The organism is Uliginosibacterium flavum (assembly GCF_040566545.1).
Taxonomy (GTDB): Bacteria; Pseudomonadota; Gammaproteobacteria; order Burkholderiales; family Rhodocyclaceae; genus Uliginosibacterium; species Uliginosibacterium flavum.
The window spans coordinates 143,435-160,255 of sequence record NZ_JBEWZI010000011.1; the positions used below are offsets into that span (position 1 = coordinate 143,435).

The 16,821-nt window shown below is 60.1% G+C and carries 14 protein-coding genes and 1 riboswitch; of the genes, 9 read left to right on the plus strand and 5 right to left on the minus strand.

The features are described 5' to 3' along the window. Positions 1 to 55: 55 nt before the first annotated feature. Positions 56 to 2,212 carry an AMP-binding protein gene (locus tag ABXR19_RS11910; RefSeq protein WP_354601355.1) on the minus strand — a complete coding sequence of 719 codons (2,157 nt, stop codon included), beginning with the start codon at positions 2,210 to 2,212 and terminating at the stop codon, positions 56 to 58. 153 nt (positions 2,213 to 2,365) lie between these two features. Next, positions 2,366 to 4,546, minus strand: coding sequence for a bifunctional acyl-ACP--phospholipid O-acyltransferase/long-chain-fatty-acid--ACP ligase (gene aas, locus ABXR19_RS11915; protein ID WP_354601356.1), 2,181 nt, complete (start codon positions 4,544 to 4,546; stop codon positions 2,366 to 2,368). 608 nt (positions 4,547 to 5,154) lie between these two features. Between aas and ABXR19_RS11920 the strand changes: the two genes are divergently transcribed. The 9 genes from ABXR19_RS11920 (at position 5,155) to ABXR19_RS11960 (ending at position 12,161) form a co-directional block, all read left to right on the plus strand. Continuing rightward, positions 5,155 to 5,496 (plus strand): ATP synthase subunit I, encoded by a 342-nt coding sequence (locus ABXR19_RS11920; RefSeq protein ID WP_354601357.1) that lies wholly within the window; start codon positions 5,155 to 5,157, stop codon positions 5,494 to 5,496. Between the two features lies 1 nt (position 5,497). Further along, complete coding sequence (atpB, locus tag ABXR19_RS11925; protein WP_354601358.1) at positions 5,498 to 6,376, plus strand: F0F1 ATP synthase subunit A; 879 nt, start codon at positions 5,498 to 5,500, stop codon at positions 6,374 to 6,376. A 65-nt stretch (positions 6,377 to 6,441) separates the two neighbouring features. Further along, entirely contained in the window at positions 6,442 to 6,699 is a 258-nt protein-coding gene (gene atpE / locus ABXR19_RS11930; RefSeq protein ID WP_354601359.1) for a F0F1 ATP synthase subunit C, read from the plus strand. A 43-nt stretch (positions 6,700 to 6,742) separates the two neighbouring features. Then, a complete protein-coding gene (locus ABXR19_RS11935; protein WP_354601360.1) occupies positions 6,743 to 7,216 on the plus strand; it encodes a F0F1 ATP synthase subunit B in 474 nt (157 codons plus the stop codon). 3 nt (positions 7,217 to 7,219) lie between these two features. Further along, positions 7,220 to 7,756 (plus strand): F0F1 ATP synthase subunit delta, encoded by a 537-nt coding sequence (locus tag ABXR19_RS11940; protein WP_354601361.1) that lies wholly within the window; start codon positions 7,220 to 7,222, stop codon positions 7,754 to 7,756. Between the two features lie 10 nt (positions 7,757 to 7,766). Further along, positions 7,767 to 9,305, plus strand: a complete 1,539-nt coding sequence (gene atpA, locus ABXR19_RS11945) for a F0F1 ATP synthase subunit alpha (RefSeq protein WP_354601362.1) — start codon at positions 7,767 to 7,769, stop codon at positions 9,303 to 9,305. A 13-nt stretch (positions 9,306 to 9,318) separates the two neighbouring features. Continuing rightward, positions 9,319 to 10,188 (plus strand): F0F1 ATP synthase subunit gamma, encoded by an 870-nt coding sequence (atpG, locus tag ABXR19_RS11950; protein WP_354601363.1) that lies wholly within the window; start codon positions 9,319 to 9,321, stop codon positions 10,186 to 10,188. Positions 10,189 to 10,211: 23 nt separating this feature from the next. After that, a complete protein-coding gene (gene atpD / locus ABXR19_RS11955) occupies positions 10,212 to 11,636 on the plus strand; it encodes a F0F1 ATP synthase subunit beta (RefSeq protein WP_354601364.1) in 1,425 nt (474 codons plus the stop codon). Between the two features lie 99 nt (positions 11,637 to 11,735). After that, complete coding sequence (locus tag ABXR19_RS11960; protein WP_354601365.1) at positions 11,736 to 12,161, plus strand: F0F1 ATP synthase subunit epsilon; 426 nt, start codon at positions 11,736 to 11,738, stop codon at positions 12,159 to 12,161. Positions 12,162 to 12,338: 177 nt separating this feature from the next. Here the strand turns inward: ABXR19_RS11960 and nrdG are convergent, their stop codons facing one another. The 3 genes from nrdG to ABXR19_RS11975 form a co-directional block, all read right to left on the minus strand. Further along, complete coding sequence (nrdG, locus tag ABXR19_RS11965) at positions 12,339 to 12,785, minus strand: anaerobic ribonucleoside-triphosphate reductase activating protein (RefSeq protein WP_354601366.1); 447 nt, start codon at positions 12,783 to 12,785, stop codon at positions 12,339 to 12,341. Next, entirely contained in the window at positions 12,782 to 14,983 is a 2,202-nt protein-coding gene (gene nrdD, locus ABXR19_RS11970) for an anaerobic ribonucleoside-triphosphate reductase (RefSeq protein WP_354601367.1), read from the minus strand. Before nrdD ends, nrdG begins: the two co-directional genes overlap by 4 nt. Before the next feature lie 180 nt (positions 14,984 to 15,163). Continuing rightward, positions 15,164 to 15,362, minus strand: a riboswitch (cobalamin riboswitch). Between the two features lie 219 nt (positions 15,363 to 15,581). Further along, positions 15,582 to 16,821, minus strand: a 1,240-nt coding sequence (locus ABXR19_RS11975) for a putative bifunctional diguanylate cyclase/phosphodiesterase (protein ID WP_354601368.1), incomplete at its 5' end; no start/stop codon positions are given.

Below are 16,821 nucleotides of genomic sequence, written 5' to 3' on the forward strand. Positions count from 1 at the left end.
CGCACCTACAAATGCGGTGCAGGCGCTTATTCCCACCTCGGGAACGGGGCAAGTCTCAGGCCTCCAGCGCCCACTGCTTCAGCGTCACGTAATCGATCTTGCCCGTGCCCAGCAGCGGCAGCGCCTCTACGTGGACGATCTTGCGCGGCACCGCCAGTTCGGGGAAACCGCCGGCCTGGGCGATCTCGACCAGTGCGCTGCGCGCCAGATCGGGCTGGGTGGTGAACAGCAGGATGGATTCGCCGCGCGTTTCGTCGGGCCGGGCAGTAGCGGCGTGCTGGAATTCTGGCGCGGCCTTGGCGGCGATCAACTCGACCACGCCGAGCGAGACCATTTCGCCAGCGACCTTGGCGAAGCGTTTGACGCGGCCGATCACATGCACGAAGCCGTCGGCGTCGACTTCGACGATATCGCCGGTGTCATACCAGCCGGGGCCGATGTCGGATTCGGCTGGCTGCAGGATGCCGGGCGCTTCGAAGCGCAGGTAGCCGGACATCAGATTCGGGCCGCTGACGTGGAGCTGGCCGCAAGTGTTGCCGTCTTTTGATTCGACACCGGGCATCGGCACGATGCGGGTTTGCACGCTCGGCAGGAACTGGCCGACGCTGCCGGAGCGGTAAGCCATCTGGGTATTGACGCTGAGCACCGGCGCACATTCGGTGGCGCCGTAGCCTTCGAAGATGCGCACACCGAATTTCTCGAACCACAGCTGACGTACCGGTTCGGTGATCTTCTCGGCGCCGGCCACGACGTAGCGCAGGCGGTGGAAATCGAAGGGATGGGCGTGCTTGGCGTAGTTGGCGAGAAAGGTGTTGGTACCGAAGAGGATGGTGCAGGAGGCGTTGTAGGCCAGCTCCGGAATCACGCGGTAATGCAGCGGCGAGGGATAGAGGAAGACCTTGGCGCCGCACAGCAGCGGGATCAGGCCGCCGCAGGTGAGGCCGAAGGAATGGAACAGCGGCAGGGCGTTGAGGATCACGTCGTTGACCGAGAAATCCAGTACCGAGCGCATCTGCGAGACATTCGACAAAATCGCCCGGTGCGACAGCACGACGCCCTTGCACTTGCCTTCGGAGCCGGAGGTGAACATCACCAGCGCGGCATCTTCGGGCGAGGCAGGCGGGCAGTTGGCGAGCGGATTGAAGCGCGCCCACAGCAGCCACCAGAGCTTGTCGGAAAGACGCGCGTTGGCGCGCAGGTCTTCCAGATAGAGAAACTCGATGCCCTGCAGCGCCGCCAGCTTGTCGTCGAGCTTGAACTGCTCGATGAACTTGTGCGAGGTGACGATGCTGCGCACGCAGGCGGCGGTGCAGGCCGATTGCAGCGCGTCGGCACCGGCCGTGTAATTGAGCATGGCAGGGACGCGGCGCTGGGCGGTGAGGCCGAAGATCAGCGCCAGCAGGGTGGCGACATTCGGCAGGAGGATGCCGATGCGCTCGCCATCCGTGCTGCGGCGGGCCAGCTCGCGCCCCAGCAACATGCTGCGGCTGATGATTTCAGCATACGAGCCGTCAACGTGCTCAACGTCGCCGACCACGCGCCAGCGGCGCCCCTGAATGCGTGCGGCTTGCAGCAGAGCTTGAAACAGGGTCTGTTCCGCGCGGCCGGCGAACATCATGTCAGTCATCACGCGATGCATGGCCTGGCCGGCCAGATAGTGCTGTTCGTCGTGTTTGGCTGCGGGCGTCTCGATGCGCGTGGGTTCCTGCACGAACAGACGAATGCGCGGGAACAGGTAGTGCGGGAAATTGCCCTGCAGCAGCGAGAAGTAGCTGCGTGCAGCGCCATCAATGCGCACCGGCAGAATGGTCGCGCCGGTCTTGGCGGCGATGAAGCCGGGGCCGTCGTAGGTCTTCATCAGATTGCCGGTGGTGGTGATGCGCCCCTCGGGGAAGATCAGCACCGGGCGGCCGGATTCGACCAGACGGATCACCGACTTGAGCTCCATCGGATTGTTCGGATCGATGGCCAGATAGTCGATCAAGCCCAGGGCCATAAAGCGGAACAGGCGGCTGTGGGTGGCGGTGGAATACACCACGAATACGGGCTTCTGCGGCAGGAACAGGCCCAGCAACAACTCATCGAGAAAGGATTCGTGGTTGGCCACGATCAACAGGCGTTCGGCCTTGACCCGGGCGTTGCCATGCACACGCACGCGAAACACGATGCGGAAAAACGGGCGCAGCAAGCCCTTCAGAATCCAGCGCAACATTGAGTCTCCACCCGCTTTTTTAATTGGCGCAAGGGTGTCACAGAAACCGCGCGCCAGTCTTGATTTTGGTCTGATTTGTTGAAAGGCTGAAGAGCCGCGCCCAGCGGACTTCTTCAACCGGTATGCCTGAAGAAGTCCGCTGGGCGCGGCTCTTCAGACTGCCGGGTTCTGAGTTTCGCTCTGGGTCGATTCCGCCCACTGTTTCAGTGTCACGTAATCCGTTTTTCCCGACCCCAGTGCTGGCAGCGCTTCGACCAACACGAGCTTGCGCGGCACCGCAATCTCCGGCCAGCCACCGCTGCGTGCGGCGGCCTGCAAGGCTTCGCGGCTCAGCGTCTTGTCGGTGGTGTAGAGCAGGATCGTTTCGCCACGCTGCGCATCGGGCAGACTGGTTGCCGCGTGCGTGCCCTTGTCCGAGGCCTGGGTAGCGAGGCGCTCGACAGATTCCAGCGAGATCATTTCGCCGGCAATCTTGGCGAAGCGTTTGATGCGGCCGACGATGTACAGATAGCCATCGGCATCGATATCCACGATGTCGCCGGTGGAATACCAGCCGGGGCCGACTTCGGAGGAGGGTGCTTCCAGCACGCCAGGGTTTTCGGAGCGCAGGTAGCCGCTCATCACGTTCGGGCCGGTCACGTGCAAGGCGCCGCCTACGTCCACGCCGGGCACCGGCACCAGACGCGCCTGCATGCCGGGCAGTAACTGGCCGACCGAGCCGGTGCGATACGCCATGCGCGTATTTACGGCGAGAACCGGGGCGCACTCGGTGGCGCCGTAGCCTTCCAGAATACGGATGCCGAACTTCTCGAACCAGTTGGTGCGCACCGTGCTGGTGAGCTTTTCAGCGCCAGCAATCACGTAACGCAGGCGATAGAAATCATAGGGGTGGGCGTGCTTGGCATAGTTCGACAGGAAGGTACTGGTGCCCAGCAGAATGGTGCAGTTGCGGTCATACACCAGCTCGGGAATGACGCGGTAATGCAGCGGCGAGGTGTAGAGAAACACCTTGGCACCGGAGATCGCGGGCAGGAGTCCGCCCACGGTCAGGCCGAAGGAATGGAACAGCGGCAGCGCGCTGAGCAGCTTGTCTTCGCAGGAAAAATCCACCACCGCGCGGGCCTGCTGGATGTTGGCGAGCAGCGCGCGGTGCGACAGCACCACGCCCTTGGGCTTGCCTTCGGAGCCGGAGGTGAATAGCACCACCGCCGGATCTTCGGCATCGCTGCCACCGGGCACCGCCCAGCTCGGGAAGCGCAGCGCCCACAGCATCAGCCAGGCCTTGTCCCAGCCCGTCATTTGGGCGCGCAGATCTTCCAGATAGAGGATCTGGTAGCGCTGGGCGAGGACCGCGATCTTGTCTTCCAGTTTGCCCTGTTCGATGAAGGCGCGTGAGGTGACGATGCGCTTGATCGTCGCGGCTTCGCAGGCCGCGAGCATGCCCTCCGCACCCGAGGTGTAGTTCATCAGCGCCGGCACGCGGCGGAAAGCCGACAGGCCGAAGATCAGACCCAGTGTGGGCGCCAGATTCGGCAGCAATACACCGACGCGTTCCCCCTCGGCACACTTGCGCCCGACGAGACGCCCCAGTGCGAGAGTCATTTTTAGCAGATCGCCGTAGTTGTATTCGATCTGCTTGATGTCTTCCACCAGCGGCCAGGAACGGCCGTGGATCGTCACCGCCGTGAGCAGCGCTTCATACAAAGTCTGACGCGGGCGGCTGGCGAAGATCATCTCCTGCATCAGGCGGCGCATTGCGTCGCCCGCGATGCGGCGGCGTTCGCGGGCGGTCGGTGCATCGGGCATGTCGATGCGCGTGATGGGTTGCACGCTGATCGTGATTCGCGGGAAAAGCTGGCGTGGATGCTGGCCGGAGAGGCGCGAGAAGTAAGTGCGCGCAGCCCCGTCGATGCGCACCGGCAGGATCGTCGCGCCGGTCTTGGCGGCGACGAACGCCGGGCCGTCGTAGGTCTTCATCAGGCTGCCGGTGGTGGTGATGCGCCCCTCGGGGAAAATCACCACCGGGCGGCCGCTCTCGATCACCCGGATCACCGTCTTCATGGCCATCGGACTGGTCGGGTCGACCGCCAGAAAATCCACGGCCTTGAGCAGGATGCGGAAAAACAGGCTGCGCGACACGCCGGTGTGTACGACGAAAAGCGGGCGTTGCGGCAGGCTGATCGCCAGCAGCAGCCCATCGAGGAAAGACTCGTGATTGGCAATGATCAGCAGCTTGTGCGCAAACACCCGGGGGTTGCCGCGTACTTCAATGCGGAACAGCACACGGGCGAGTGTGCGCAGGGTGAAGAGGCCGACGCGCTTGGCCAGGCTCATGGGTGAATCTCCTCTTTCGTTTCCAGACCAGTCCTGCATTTGTCGACTTCGTCTTGCCGTGCACCAGCGCAGATCTGCGCCTTGTCTTCGCGGCATGATCTGTCTGGAAACAAACTCGACTTTGTTGGCAATGCCACATGAGCGGGCAGCCAGAGCGCGCGACTGTAGCGCAAACCGTGGTGGATAGCTGCTCTGCGCTGCAGCATGGCCCGCATGGACAAAGCGACAGGCCGTGCATGCAGACGAAGATCGGTGCGTGAGGGGGTTGAGGGTCTGGTTGTTGGCGCATTACTTGCTGCCGATTCTCAGTTGCCTGTGTCGAAGCGGATGAAGACGTTTCATGATTTGCTTCGGTGAAGTGTTTGTGATCTGGCGCAAAGGAAATTTGTCGTGCTGTTGCGCACAATCAAGGAAAGTTATGAAATTATTTTTACAGGCCTTTTGTAAGGGTTTTCCTCGCCGTTAGTCGCTTTTACGCTTGTGTCGAGCTTACCCTCAATTTTGTAAGGGTTTTCCGCGGCGCAGCATGATTGACTTGGTTGCAACAGACTTCTAAGATTGGTCGGTTTTTTGCCTCCGCGCCACCTTCAGGGCCGCTTCCAGACACGATGTTCAAGTTGGTTCGCCTGCAGGCTTATGCGGCATTGATCGGAGTTTTTATCGCGGCCTTGGTTTTTGGATTGCGCGGTGCAACGTGGGCGGCAATCGGCGGTGCGACCTGTGTGTTGCCCAGTTTGTTGTTTGCGTGGTTTTTGACTTATACGACTGGGCGGCGCGGTAGCGCTCAGGTCACAGCATTTTTTGTCGGCGAGGCAGTCAAGACTGTCTTGTCAATCGGATTTCTTGTCGCAGTGGGCTTGCTGATTCCTGGCGCGCACTGGGGCGCATTGGTGATGGGATTGATCATCACTTTGCAAGCGAACTTTTTTGCATTCTTGGTGAAACTTTAAGATGGCAAACGAACACGAGGCTACCGGCCCCAGCGCCAGCGAATACATCAAGCACCACCTTGTCCACTTCAATTCGACGGGGCACAAGCAGGAAAAGCTGGTTGATTTTCATATCATCAATTACGACACCGTGTTTTATTCGGCGTCGGTCGGTCTGCTGGCTGTACTGGTGATGGCCATCGTGGCGCGTAAGGCAACTTCCGGCGTGCCGGGACGTTTCCAGGCGGCGATTGAAGTGTTGTTCGAGATGGTGGCGGATCAGACCAAGTCCCTGATCCACAGCAAGGAGTCGCGCAAGTTCGTCGCTCCGCTGGGCCTGACCGTGTTCATGTGGATCTTTCTGCTGAATGCCATGGATATGCTGCCGGTCGATCTGCTGCCGCGCATCTGGGCGGACGGTTTTGCTCCGCTGCTGGGTATCGATCCGCATCACGCCTATCAGCGTGTCGTGCCGACTGCTGACCTGAATGGCACGTTGGGCATCGCTATTGGTGTGCTGCTGGTGACGTTGTATTACAGCATCAAGATCAAGGGCGTTGGTGGTTTTGCCCATGAGCTGATTTCCGCTCCGTTTGGCGACAAATGGTTCCTGGCCCCTTTCAACCTGACGCTGCAGTTGATCGAATTCCTCGCCAAGACTGTTTCGCACGGCATGCGTCTGTTCGGTAACATGTTTGCCGGCGAGCTTATTTTCATGTTGATCGCGCTCCTTGGCGCCGCCTGGACCGGCCCGAACGCTGGCAGCATAACGCTGTGGCTGGCGGGTGTGGCGGCAGGATCGGCCTGGGCAATTTTCCACATCATGGTGATCGTGCTGCAGGCATTCATCTTCATGATGCTGACGCTGGTGTATGTCGGTCAGGCTCACGAGAGCCACTGATCAAGGTTTTTGCAGTACATTTTTTACCGGTTTTAACCAACCTCATTAATCAATCAGGAGTTGTCATGGAATCAAATGTCATGGGTTTTGTTGCGCTGGCTTGTGGTCTGATCATCGGTCTGGGCGCCATCGGTGCGTGTATCGGTGTGGCCTGGATGGGCGGCAAGTACCTCGAAGCATCGGCCCGTCAGCCTGAGCTGATGAACGCGCTGCAGATCAAGATGTTCGTGCTGGCTGGTCTGATCGATGCTGCTTATCTGATCGGTGTTGGTATGGCGCTGCTGTTCGCATTCGTAAACCCGTTCGCTGTCGTCGCAGGCTGATTCAGGGCAACCGCCCTTCTCTACACCTGACCGGAGTCTTACGGTGAATCTGAACTCAACCCTGTTCGCGCAGATCGCGGTGTTTTTCGTGCTGGCCTGGTTCACGATGCGATTCGTGTGGCCACCGATCGAGAAAGCACTCGACGAGCGCGCCAAAAAGATCGCTGATGGCCTGGCCGCAGCCGACAAAGCCAAGACTGATCTGACGCTGGTGGAAAAACGCGTTGGTGAAGAATTGAAAAAAGCGCGCGAATCAGCCGCAGATGCTCGTCTCGGTGCTGAAAAGCAGGCCGCGTCGATTGTCGAGGATGCCCGTGCCGAGGCGACGCGGATTGTTACAGCTGCCCGCGAAGCCGCTGAAGTCGAAGCCGCTGTTGTCGTGCAACGTGCCAAGGAAGATCTGCGTAGCCAGGTTGCTGCTCTGGCGGTTGTAGGTGCCGAGCGCATCCTGCGCCGCGAGATCGATGCCAAGGCGCATGCCGACTTGCTGGCCAACCTGCAACAGGAACTGAGCTAAGCCATGGCTGAAAACGTCACCCTTGCGCGTCCCTACGCCGAGGCCGTCTTCGCCTTGGCCCGCGAACAGGGCACGCTGGATGTCTGGGCGTCGGCACTGACGCGTCTGTCGGTTGTTGCGACAGATGCGCAGTTGCTCGATTGCATCGGTAATCCTGCTGCTACGTCCTCGCAGATCGTGCAATTGCTGCAGCAAACCGCAGAGATTGGCACCGGGACTGCTCAGGCGAATTTCTTGCAGGTGCTGGTCGAAGCCGATCGTGCGCAATTCCTGCCTGAAATCGACACCCTGTTTACGCAACTCAAAAATGCGCATGAAGGCGTGCTGGATGCTGTCGTGGCCTCCGCATTCCCCATTGACGATACTGCGCTTGCCCGCCTGACTGCCGACATTGAGGCGCACTTCAAATCAAAAGTGCGCATCACGTTACGGATCGACCCCGAATTGATCGGTGGCGTGCGTATCGCCGTTGGTGACGAAGTGATCGATGCTTCGGTGCGCGGCAAGCTCGCCACCCTGGCCGCCGCGCTACAGAACTAGGAGCACATTCATGCAACTCAATCCGTCTGAAATCAGCGATCTCATCAAGAGCCGCATTCAGAGCCTGCAACTTGGCGCTACCGAGCGCAACGAAGGTTCCGTCGTAACGGTGACCGACGGTATCTGCCGCGTGCACGGTCTTGCCGACGTCATGCAAGGCGAAATGCTCGAATTCCCGAACAACACCTTTGGCCTGGCCATGAATCTGGAGCGTGACTCCGTGGGTGTTGTGGTGCTGGGCGATTACGCACACATCTCCGAAGGCGATACGGTCAAATGTACCGGCCGCATTCTGGAAGTGCCGGTCGGCCCCGAGCTGATTGGCCGTGTGGTCGATGCGCTGGGGCAACCCATCGATGGCAAAGGCCCGATCAACGCCAAAGTCACCGACAAGATCGAAAAGGTCGCCCCTGGCGTGATCTGGCGCAAGTCAGTGTCGCAGCCGGTGCAAACAGGTATCAAGGCGATTGACTCGATGGTTCCGGTGGGCCGTGGCCAGCGCGAGCTGATCATTGGCGACCGCCAGACCGGCAAAACGGCTGTGGCCATCGATGCCATCATCAACCAGAAGGGCAAGAACCTCTTCTGCGTGTATGTGGCCATCGGCCAGAAAGCTTCCACCGTCAATAACGTGGTGCGCAAGCTGCAGGAACACGGCGCGATGGAGTACACCATTGTGGTGGTGGCTTCCGCTTCCGACTCTGCCGCGATGCAGTACATCGCTCCGTATGCCGGCTGCACCATGGGCGAGTATTTCCGCGACCGTGGTCAGGATGCTCTGATCGTTTATGACGATCTGACCAAGCAAGCCTGGGCCTATCGCCAGATCTCCCTGCTGCTGCGCCGTCCGCCGGGCCGCGAAGCCTATCCGGGCGATGTGTTTTATCTGCACTCGCGTCTGCTGGAACGTGCTGCGCGTGTGAATGAAGAGTATGTCGAGAAATTCACCAACGGAGAAGTCAAAGGCAAGACCGGTTCGCTGACCGCGCTGCCCGTGATCGAAACCCAGGCCGGTGACGTTTCCGCCTTCGTGCCGACCAACGTGATTTCGATTACCGACGGCCAGATCTTCCTCGAAACCGACTTGTTCAACGCCGGTATCCGCCCCGCCATCAACGCCGGTATCTCGGTGTCGCGCGTTGGTGGTGCTGCCCAGACCAAGGTTATCAAGAAGCTTTCCGGCGGTATCCGTACCGACCTCGCGCAGTATCGCGAGCTGGCTGCCTTCGCGCAGTTCGCTTCCGATCTGGACGATGCGACCCGTAAGCAGCTCGAGCGTGGCCGACGCGTGGTGGAAGTGCTCAAGCAGCCGCAATACGCACCGCTGCAGACGGCTGAAATGGCCGTCACGTTGTATGCAGTGACACGTGGCTACACCGATGAAATCGACGTCAAGCGCATTCTGCCCTTCGAAGCCGCTCTGCATCAGTTCATGCGTAGCAGTTACGCCGAGCTGATGAACAAGATCGACTCCAGCAAGGATCTGGACGCCGATGCCGAGGCTATGTTGAAAGCCGCGATCATCGATTTCAAGAAGAGCTGGGCGTAACCGGGACATCATCATGGCGGGCGGTAAAGAAATCCGGACCAAGATCAAGAGCGTCCAGAACACCAAGAAGATCACCAAGGCCATGGAGATGGTGGCCGCATCCAAAATGCGCAAGGCGCAGGACAAGATGCGGCACGCCCGTCCCTATGCCGAGAAGGTGCGTCGACTGGCGGCCCACCTCTCGCATGCTCATATTGATGATTACCAGCATCCTTTCCTGACCGTGCGTGAAACGCGCAAGGCCATCGGAATGGTGCTGGTAAGCACCGATAAGGGTCTGTGCGGCGCAATGAACACCAACATCCTGCGGATGGCGGTGAATACGATGCGCGATTGGCAGGCTCAGGGTGCGAAGGATGTGGCGGTCACGGCGATCGGCAACAAGGGTTACAGCTTCATGCAGCGCATGGGCGCGTCCGTGGTGTCGCATCTGACCCACGTCGGCGATGCTCCGCATCTGGACAAGTTGATTGGCCCGGTCAAGGTCATGATCGACAAGTATCTGGCGGGCGAAGTGGATGCGGTTTATATCGCTTACACGCGCTTTGTGAACACCATGCGTCAGGAGCCGGTGATCGAGCAGTTGCTACCGCTTTCCGGTGAGCGTATGGGCACGCCGACACACAGCTGGGATTATTTCTATGAACCCGATCCGCAAAGCGTTATCGACGAATTGTTGCTGCGTTACGTCGAAGCGCTGGTGTATCAGGCAGTGGCCGAAAACATTGCTTCGGAGCAAAGCTCGCGGATGGTCGCGATGAAGGCCGCTTCCGACAATGCCGGCACGGTGATCAAGGAACTCCAGCTCGTTTACAACAAGACGCGTCAGGCGGCGATCACGAAAGAAATTTCGGAAATCGTCAGCGGTGCCGCAGCTGTTTGATTTTAGTTATTGAGGATATGACAATGAGTCAAGGGTCCGTTGTTCAGTGTATCGGTTCCGTGGTGGACATCCAGTTCCCGCGCGACGGCATGCCAAAGATTTACGAAGCATTGCAGCTCGATGTTTCAGAGGAAAATCCGCTGGTCGAGAAGGGTTTGACCTTCGAAGTCCAGCAACAGCTCGGCGACGGCGTTGTGCGTACGATTGCCATGGGCTCGGCCGATGGCTTGCGTCGCGGCATGAAGATCAATGCCTCGGGCGCTGGCATCACCGTTCCGGTGGGTCACGGTACGCTGGGCCGCATCATGGATGTGCTCGGTCGGCCGATCGACGAAGCCGGCCCGGTGGAATGCGATGAGCGTCGCGAAATTCACCAGAGCGCGCCAAAGTTCGACGAACTCTCGCCTTCCGTGGATCTGCTCGAAACCGGCATCAAGGTGATCGATCTGGTCTGTCCGTTTGCCAAGGGCGGCAAGGTTGGCCTGTTCGGTGGCGCCGGCGTGGGCAAGACGGTTAACATGCTTGAGCTCATCAACAACATCGCCAAGCAGCACAGCGGCTTGTCGGTGTTCGCCGGTGTGGGCGAACGTACCCGCGAAGGTAACGACTTCTATCACGAGATGGCCGAAGCTGGCGTCATCAAGCTCGACAACCTCAAGGAATCCAAGGTTGCGATGGTGTTCGGTCAGATGAACGAGCCGCCGGGCAACCGTCTGCGCGTCGCCCTGTCCGGCCTGACCATGGCCGAGAAGTTCCGTGACGAAGGCCGCGACATCCTGTTCTTCGTGGATAACATCTACCGCTACACCCTGGCCGGCACCGAAGTGTCCGCCCTGCTGGGCCGCATGCCTTCCGCCGTGGGCTATCAGCCGACGCTGGCTGAAGAAATGGGCAAGCTGCAGGAACGCATCACCTCCACCAAGGTCGGCTCGATCACCTCCATCCAAGCCGTGTATGTGCCAGCGGATGACTTGACCGACCCGTCGCCTGCGACCACCTTCCTGCACTTGGACTCCACTGTTGTGCTGTCGCGTGATATCGCCTCGCTGGGTATCTACCCCGCAGTGGATCCGCTCGACTCCACCAGCCGCCAGCTGGATCCGCTGGTCGTCGGTGAAGAGCACTACAACGTGGCGCGTGGCGTGCAGCAAACCCTGCAGCGTTACAAGGAACTGCGCGACATCATCGCCATTCTGGGTATGGACGAACTCGCCCCGGAAGACAAACTGGCCGTGGGCCGCGCCCGCAAGATCCAGCGCTTCCTGTCGCAGCCTTTCCACGTGGCTGAAGTGTTCACCGGCGCGCCGGGCAAATACGTCACCCTGAAGGACACCATCAAAGGCTTCAAAGGCATTGTCGCGGGCGACTACGACAATCTGCCCGAGCAGGCTTTCTACATGGTAGGCACCATCGAAGAAGCCATCGAGAAGGCAAAAACTCTGCAGTAAGGAGTGGTGAGGAGTGAGTAGTCAATATTTGTTCGGCGAAGCCGAACAGTGACTCCAACTCCTCACTCTTAACTCCTCACTCCTCACTGGGGTCAAAAAATGGCAATAACCGTACACGTCGATGTTGTCAGCGCCGAAGATGAAATCTTCTCCGGTCTGGCTGAAATGGTTTCCCTGCCGGGCGAGTCGGGCGATCTGGGTATTCTGCCTGGCCACGCTCCGCTGTTGACTCGCATTCGTCCGGGCACGGTACGGATCAAGCTGGCTGGCAAGGACGAAGAAGAAGTCATTTTCGTTGCTGGCGGTATGCTCGAAGTGCAGCCGAATCTGGTCACCGTACTGGCCGACACAGCCATTCGTGGCCGCGATCTGGACGAGGCGAAAGCCATGGAAGCCAAGAAGCGCGCCGAAGAAGCGATGGCCGACAAGCAGCAGGACATCAACTACGCACAAGCACAGGCCGAACTGGCCGAAGCGATTGCGCAGCTGGCCGCACTGGATCATTTCCGCCACCGCGGGCACTGATCGCCAGGCAAGGCATCGACAATAAAAAGGCGCCCTCGGGCGCCTTTTTATTGTCGATGCTCGAAGAGCCGCGCTGAGCTTGTCTCTGCGTCATGCCTAGCTGTAGATCGGCCTTGTGCAAGGGCCTTCAGGCCGGTGCTCCTGCGAAGCAGTGCTGGCGACCTTCTGCGGATAGGGCTATGCCGACAAGCGCAACAGGCGCTGATTGTCCGAGCCGCGCCAGGGCTGGGTTGTGGGCTGGTCCTGCAGGTAGCGGCCGTCAATCAGCACGTCCACATCGCGCAGCAAGGGCAGATCTGCAACTTCTCCATGCCGGTAGCCGGTCCACAGCCAGATGTCCTTGGCCGGGTAACGTTGCTTGAAGCGTCGGCATAGGTCGGTGATGGCTTCGCGGTTGGCGGGTAAGAGCGGGTCGCCACCGGTTAGGCTCAGGCCATCGTGATCTGCACACAGATCGAGGATCTGCTCGCGCACTTCGTCGGTGAAAGGCAGGCCGGCCAGCCGGTTCCAGGTTGAGGGGTTGTAGCAGCCGGGGCAGGCGTGCGCGCAGCCCGTTACGAACAGGGTCACGCGCAGGCCTTCGCCGTTGAGGACGTCGCAACTGTAGTAACGCTCGTAGTTCATGCCACCATGGCTTCGGAGTGCCGCAGGCGCTCGATCTGCTCGTTCAATACCTCTTCTTCAGTGTCGGGCGCGGCCAGATGCTTGATGCGCCGGATCACTTCCTTCTGTTTGCCGGCGTTGAAGGGCCGCGCGTTCGGGCTGCCTAGGTAGCCGCAGACTCGGCGCGTCACCGAGAGGCTGGCGCTGTCATGGTTGCCGCAGTCCGGGCAGGTGAAGCCTTCCGGCGTGGCCAGTGCTTCGCCCATGAAGCCGCACTTGCCGCAGGAATCCACTGGCGTATTGGTGCCGAAGTAGGGCACGTGCTCGATGGCGTGATCCCAGATCCGCTCCAGCGCCTTCAGGTTGTGGCGCATGTTGGGCAACTCCACGTAGGTAATGTGTCCGCCTGAGGCGGAATCGGCAAAGCCCTGCTCGAAAGCGATTTTCTCGAAGGGCGTGACCTTGCGCGCCACGTCCAGATGGAAGGAGTTCGTGTAATAGCCTTTGTCGGTCACTCCGGGCAGCTCGCCATAGCGTGCCGTATCCAGCTTGCAAAAACGGTGACAGAGCGACTCGCTGGGTGTGGAGTAGAGCGAGAAGCCCCAGCCCGATTCCTCTTTCCAGCGCACGGTGGCTTGCGCCAGATGGCTGACGACGCGGCGCAGAAAGTCCTGCACCGCAGGATTGTCGTAAGGATGCTCGCCGCCGGACATCAGCAGGCCGACTTCATGCAGGCCGATGTAGCCCAGCGAGATCGACGCGCGGCCGTTCTTGAGCATGGGCAGAATCTCGTCATCCGGCTTCAGACGCACGCCGAAAGCGCCTTCGGTATAGAGGATGGGCGCGATGTTGGCCTTCACGCCTTCGAGGCGTTCAATGCGGATCATCAGCGCCTTGCGCGCCAGTTCCAGACGCTCGTCCAGAATCTCGAAGAAGCGCGCCTGATCCTGCTGCGCCTCGATGGCGATGCGCGGCAGATTCACGCTGACCACGCCCAGATTGTTGCGCCCGGCCAGCACTTCACGGCCCTCGGTGTCATGCCAGGCGCCGAGGAAGCTGCGGCAGCCCATCGGCGAAACGGGAATGGAAGACCCTGTCAGCTCACGATTGAGCTTCGCCGAGATGATGTCCGGGTACATGCGTTTGGAGGCGCACTCCAGCGCCAGCTGCTTGATGTCGTAGTTCGGATCTTGCGGCTTGAGGTTCAGGCCTTCCTCGATGAAGAACACCAGCTTTGGGAAGACCGGCGTGATGCCTTCCTTGCCCATGCCCTTGATGCGCACCTGCAGGATGGCGCGCTGCACCGAACGCTCCTGCCAGCTGCGGCCCATGCCGAAAGAAAAGGTCACGAAGGGCTGCTGGCCGTTGGAGCTGAACAGCGTATTGATCTCGTATTCGCAACCCTGAATGCCGTCGTAGGTTTCTTTCTCGGTGCGCTCGCGGGCATAGCGTTCCGGTTCGGCGATGGCGTACTGGCGTGCAATTTCCAGATTTTTCTCGTAGCTCTTCTGCACATAGGGCGCGAGCGTCTGGTCGATGTTCGGGATGGTCGTGCCGCCGTACTGGTGGCTGGCCACCTGGGCGATGATCTGGGCGGTGACAGCGCAAGCAACGCCAACGGACTTCGGGCTCTCGATCCCGGCATTGCCGAGGTGAAAACCGTTCCCCAGCATGCCTTGCAGATCCACCAGACAGCAGTTGGTGAAAGGCAGAAAGGGCGAGTAATCCAGGTCATGGAAATGCAGGTCGCCATTGTTATGGGCCTGCAGCACTTCCTTGCTCAGGAAGTTGCTGGCGAACTGCTTGGAGACGATGCCCGCCATCAGGTCGCGCATCACCGGGAAGACGTTGGCATCCTTGTTGGCATTCTCGGTCACCGCCTCCTGATCGGTCTTATCGACCAGCCCCATCAGCTGTGCATGCAGCTTGGAGCCGCGCACACGAATGCTGTCGCGATCATGGCGATACTCGATGTACAGGCGCGCCACTTCCGGGTGCGAGCGCATCAGCGCGTCTTCCACATGCTGCTGAATGGTCGGGATGTCGATCACATTCTGCGAGTGCTGCCGGCACAGCGCCTCGACCTCGGAGGCCAGCGTCAGCGCCACAGCACTGGGATTCTCGATCTGCGCAGCGGCGGCTGCCTTCTGGCAGGCCACCGCCACTTTCAGGATGTCAAATGATGCAGTCGTACCGTCGCGTTTCAGAACCTCAAGCATGGGCTTCTCCAAAGACTAGATTCCTGCTGCAGATGCACGTCAAAGCGGCACTTAGAGTTGCAAGCATTCAGGCTTTCGCGGCGTGCCGGTCGGGAATTGCACCGGACCAAGAGAAGGTCCGGCACGATCCGCCGGGAGGCACCCCGCCCCGGGTTGGGATGCCGCCCGCTGTGCGGGTGAGCATCCGATCATGCGGCGGCAGGTCTCCTGGCTGGCGCATCCTCATCGTTGCTCGGCCTTCCCGGGGCGACGCCCAGTGGCAGAAGTGAGCAGCGATTCCGCGCCTACAGTTGCGGGGGCAGCTCCGGCTCGGCGACAAATGCGTCACTACCGGATTCCCTTTTGATCCCTTGCGGGAACCGTCGTGGACCGGACTTTAGCTTGATGCGTTCGGCGTGCGCAAGGAGCGAATGACTACATATAGTCGTTAGTTGACGCTGGACAACTACATATGGGGTTTCTGTGGCGTTCTCGAAAAACTCCCCGAGTGACAATCTGCAGGTCATTGATGTAGTTGAGGGCAAGACCAGCATTGCTATCTTTTTTTCAAAAGAAAGTCATCATTCCGGCTCAGTAGTTGGCAGTCCGGACGAGCGTTTCAAGGCGTGGATGGTGCCTGCCCGAATCCCATGAGGGGCGTGACGGTGTAAGGCTGTCGATTGCCTTGCAGGTGTTGTCCGGCAGCATCAGCGCCAAGCGGTCGGGCGAAGAGGTAGCCCTGAAAGATCGGGCAGCCCAGTTCGCGCAGCAGGCGTGCCTGCTCTTCGGTTTCGACGCCTTCGGCAACGATATCCAGTTTGAGGTTTTTCGCCAGCCGGATTGCGCTGCGGCAGATTTCGAGGCTGGTTTTATCCTTGTTCATGCCGTCCACGAAGCTGCGGTCCAGTTTGAAGGCCTGTACTGGCAGGACGCGCAGATAGCTCAGGGATGAGTAGCCCGTGCCGAAATCATCGATAGACAGACGCAGGCCCAGATTGCGCAGGGCGACGAAGCGCTCGACCGTATGCTTCGGGTCCTGGATCAGGACTGATTCCGTGATCTCCAGTTCGATATCCGCTGGCGTGAGGCCGGTGCGCGCGAGTGCGTCGAGGATGGTTTCTTCAAGGTACGGATCAAGCAACTGCGTGGCTGAAAGATTGATGGCCATGCGCAGCGAATCGTGCCCCGCCTGCCGCCACGTCGCAAGCTGGGCGCAGGCGGTGTAGATGACCCAGGCGCCGATATGGGTGATGAGGCCGGTGGTCTCGGCCAAGGGAATGAAATCGAGGGGCGAGACCAGTCCGTATTCCGGGTGCTGCCAGCGGATCAGGGCTTCCATGGACAGCGTGCGGCCGCTCGTGGCACAGACCTGGGGCTGGTAGCAGAGAAAAAACTGCTGCTTGCCAAGCGCTTCGCGCAGCGCAGATTCAAAACCGATGCGTTGCCGGAAATCTTCCTGCAGCGAGGAATGAAACACGCGGATCTGGCTGGAACCAGCGTTCTTCGCATCCTGCAGGGCCAACTCGGCCGCCGCGAGGAGATCACTGGCCGTCACGGCATCTGCGGGATACATCGCCATGCCGATGCTGGCGGTGAGTTTGAAGTGGATGCCATCGATCTCGAAAACCTCCTTCAGGCTCCCGGTGAGTTTTTCGCAGAATACGTCGACGCCGGCATCCGTTTTGATATGGCTGGCGATCAGCGCGAAACCATCGCTACGTGAGCGGGCCAGAACATCGCTGTCACGGATCCGGCTGCGCAAGCGCTGGCTGACCCTCTGCAGTATTTCGTCGCTGGTGGCAAGGCCGTGCGTGCCCTTGATGGCACCCAGATGGTCAATATCGAGCAGCACCACCGCT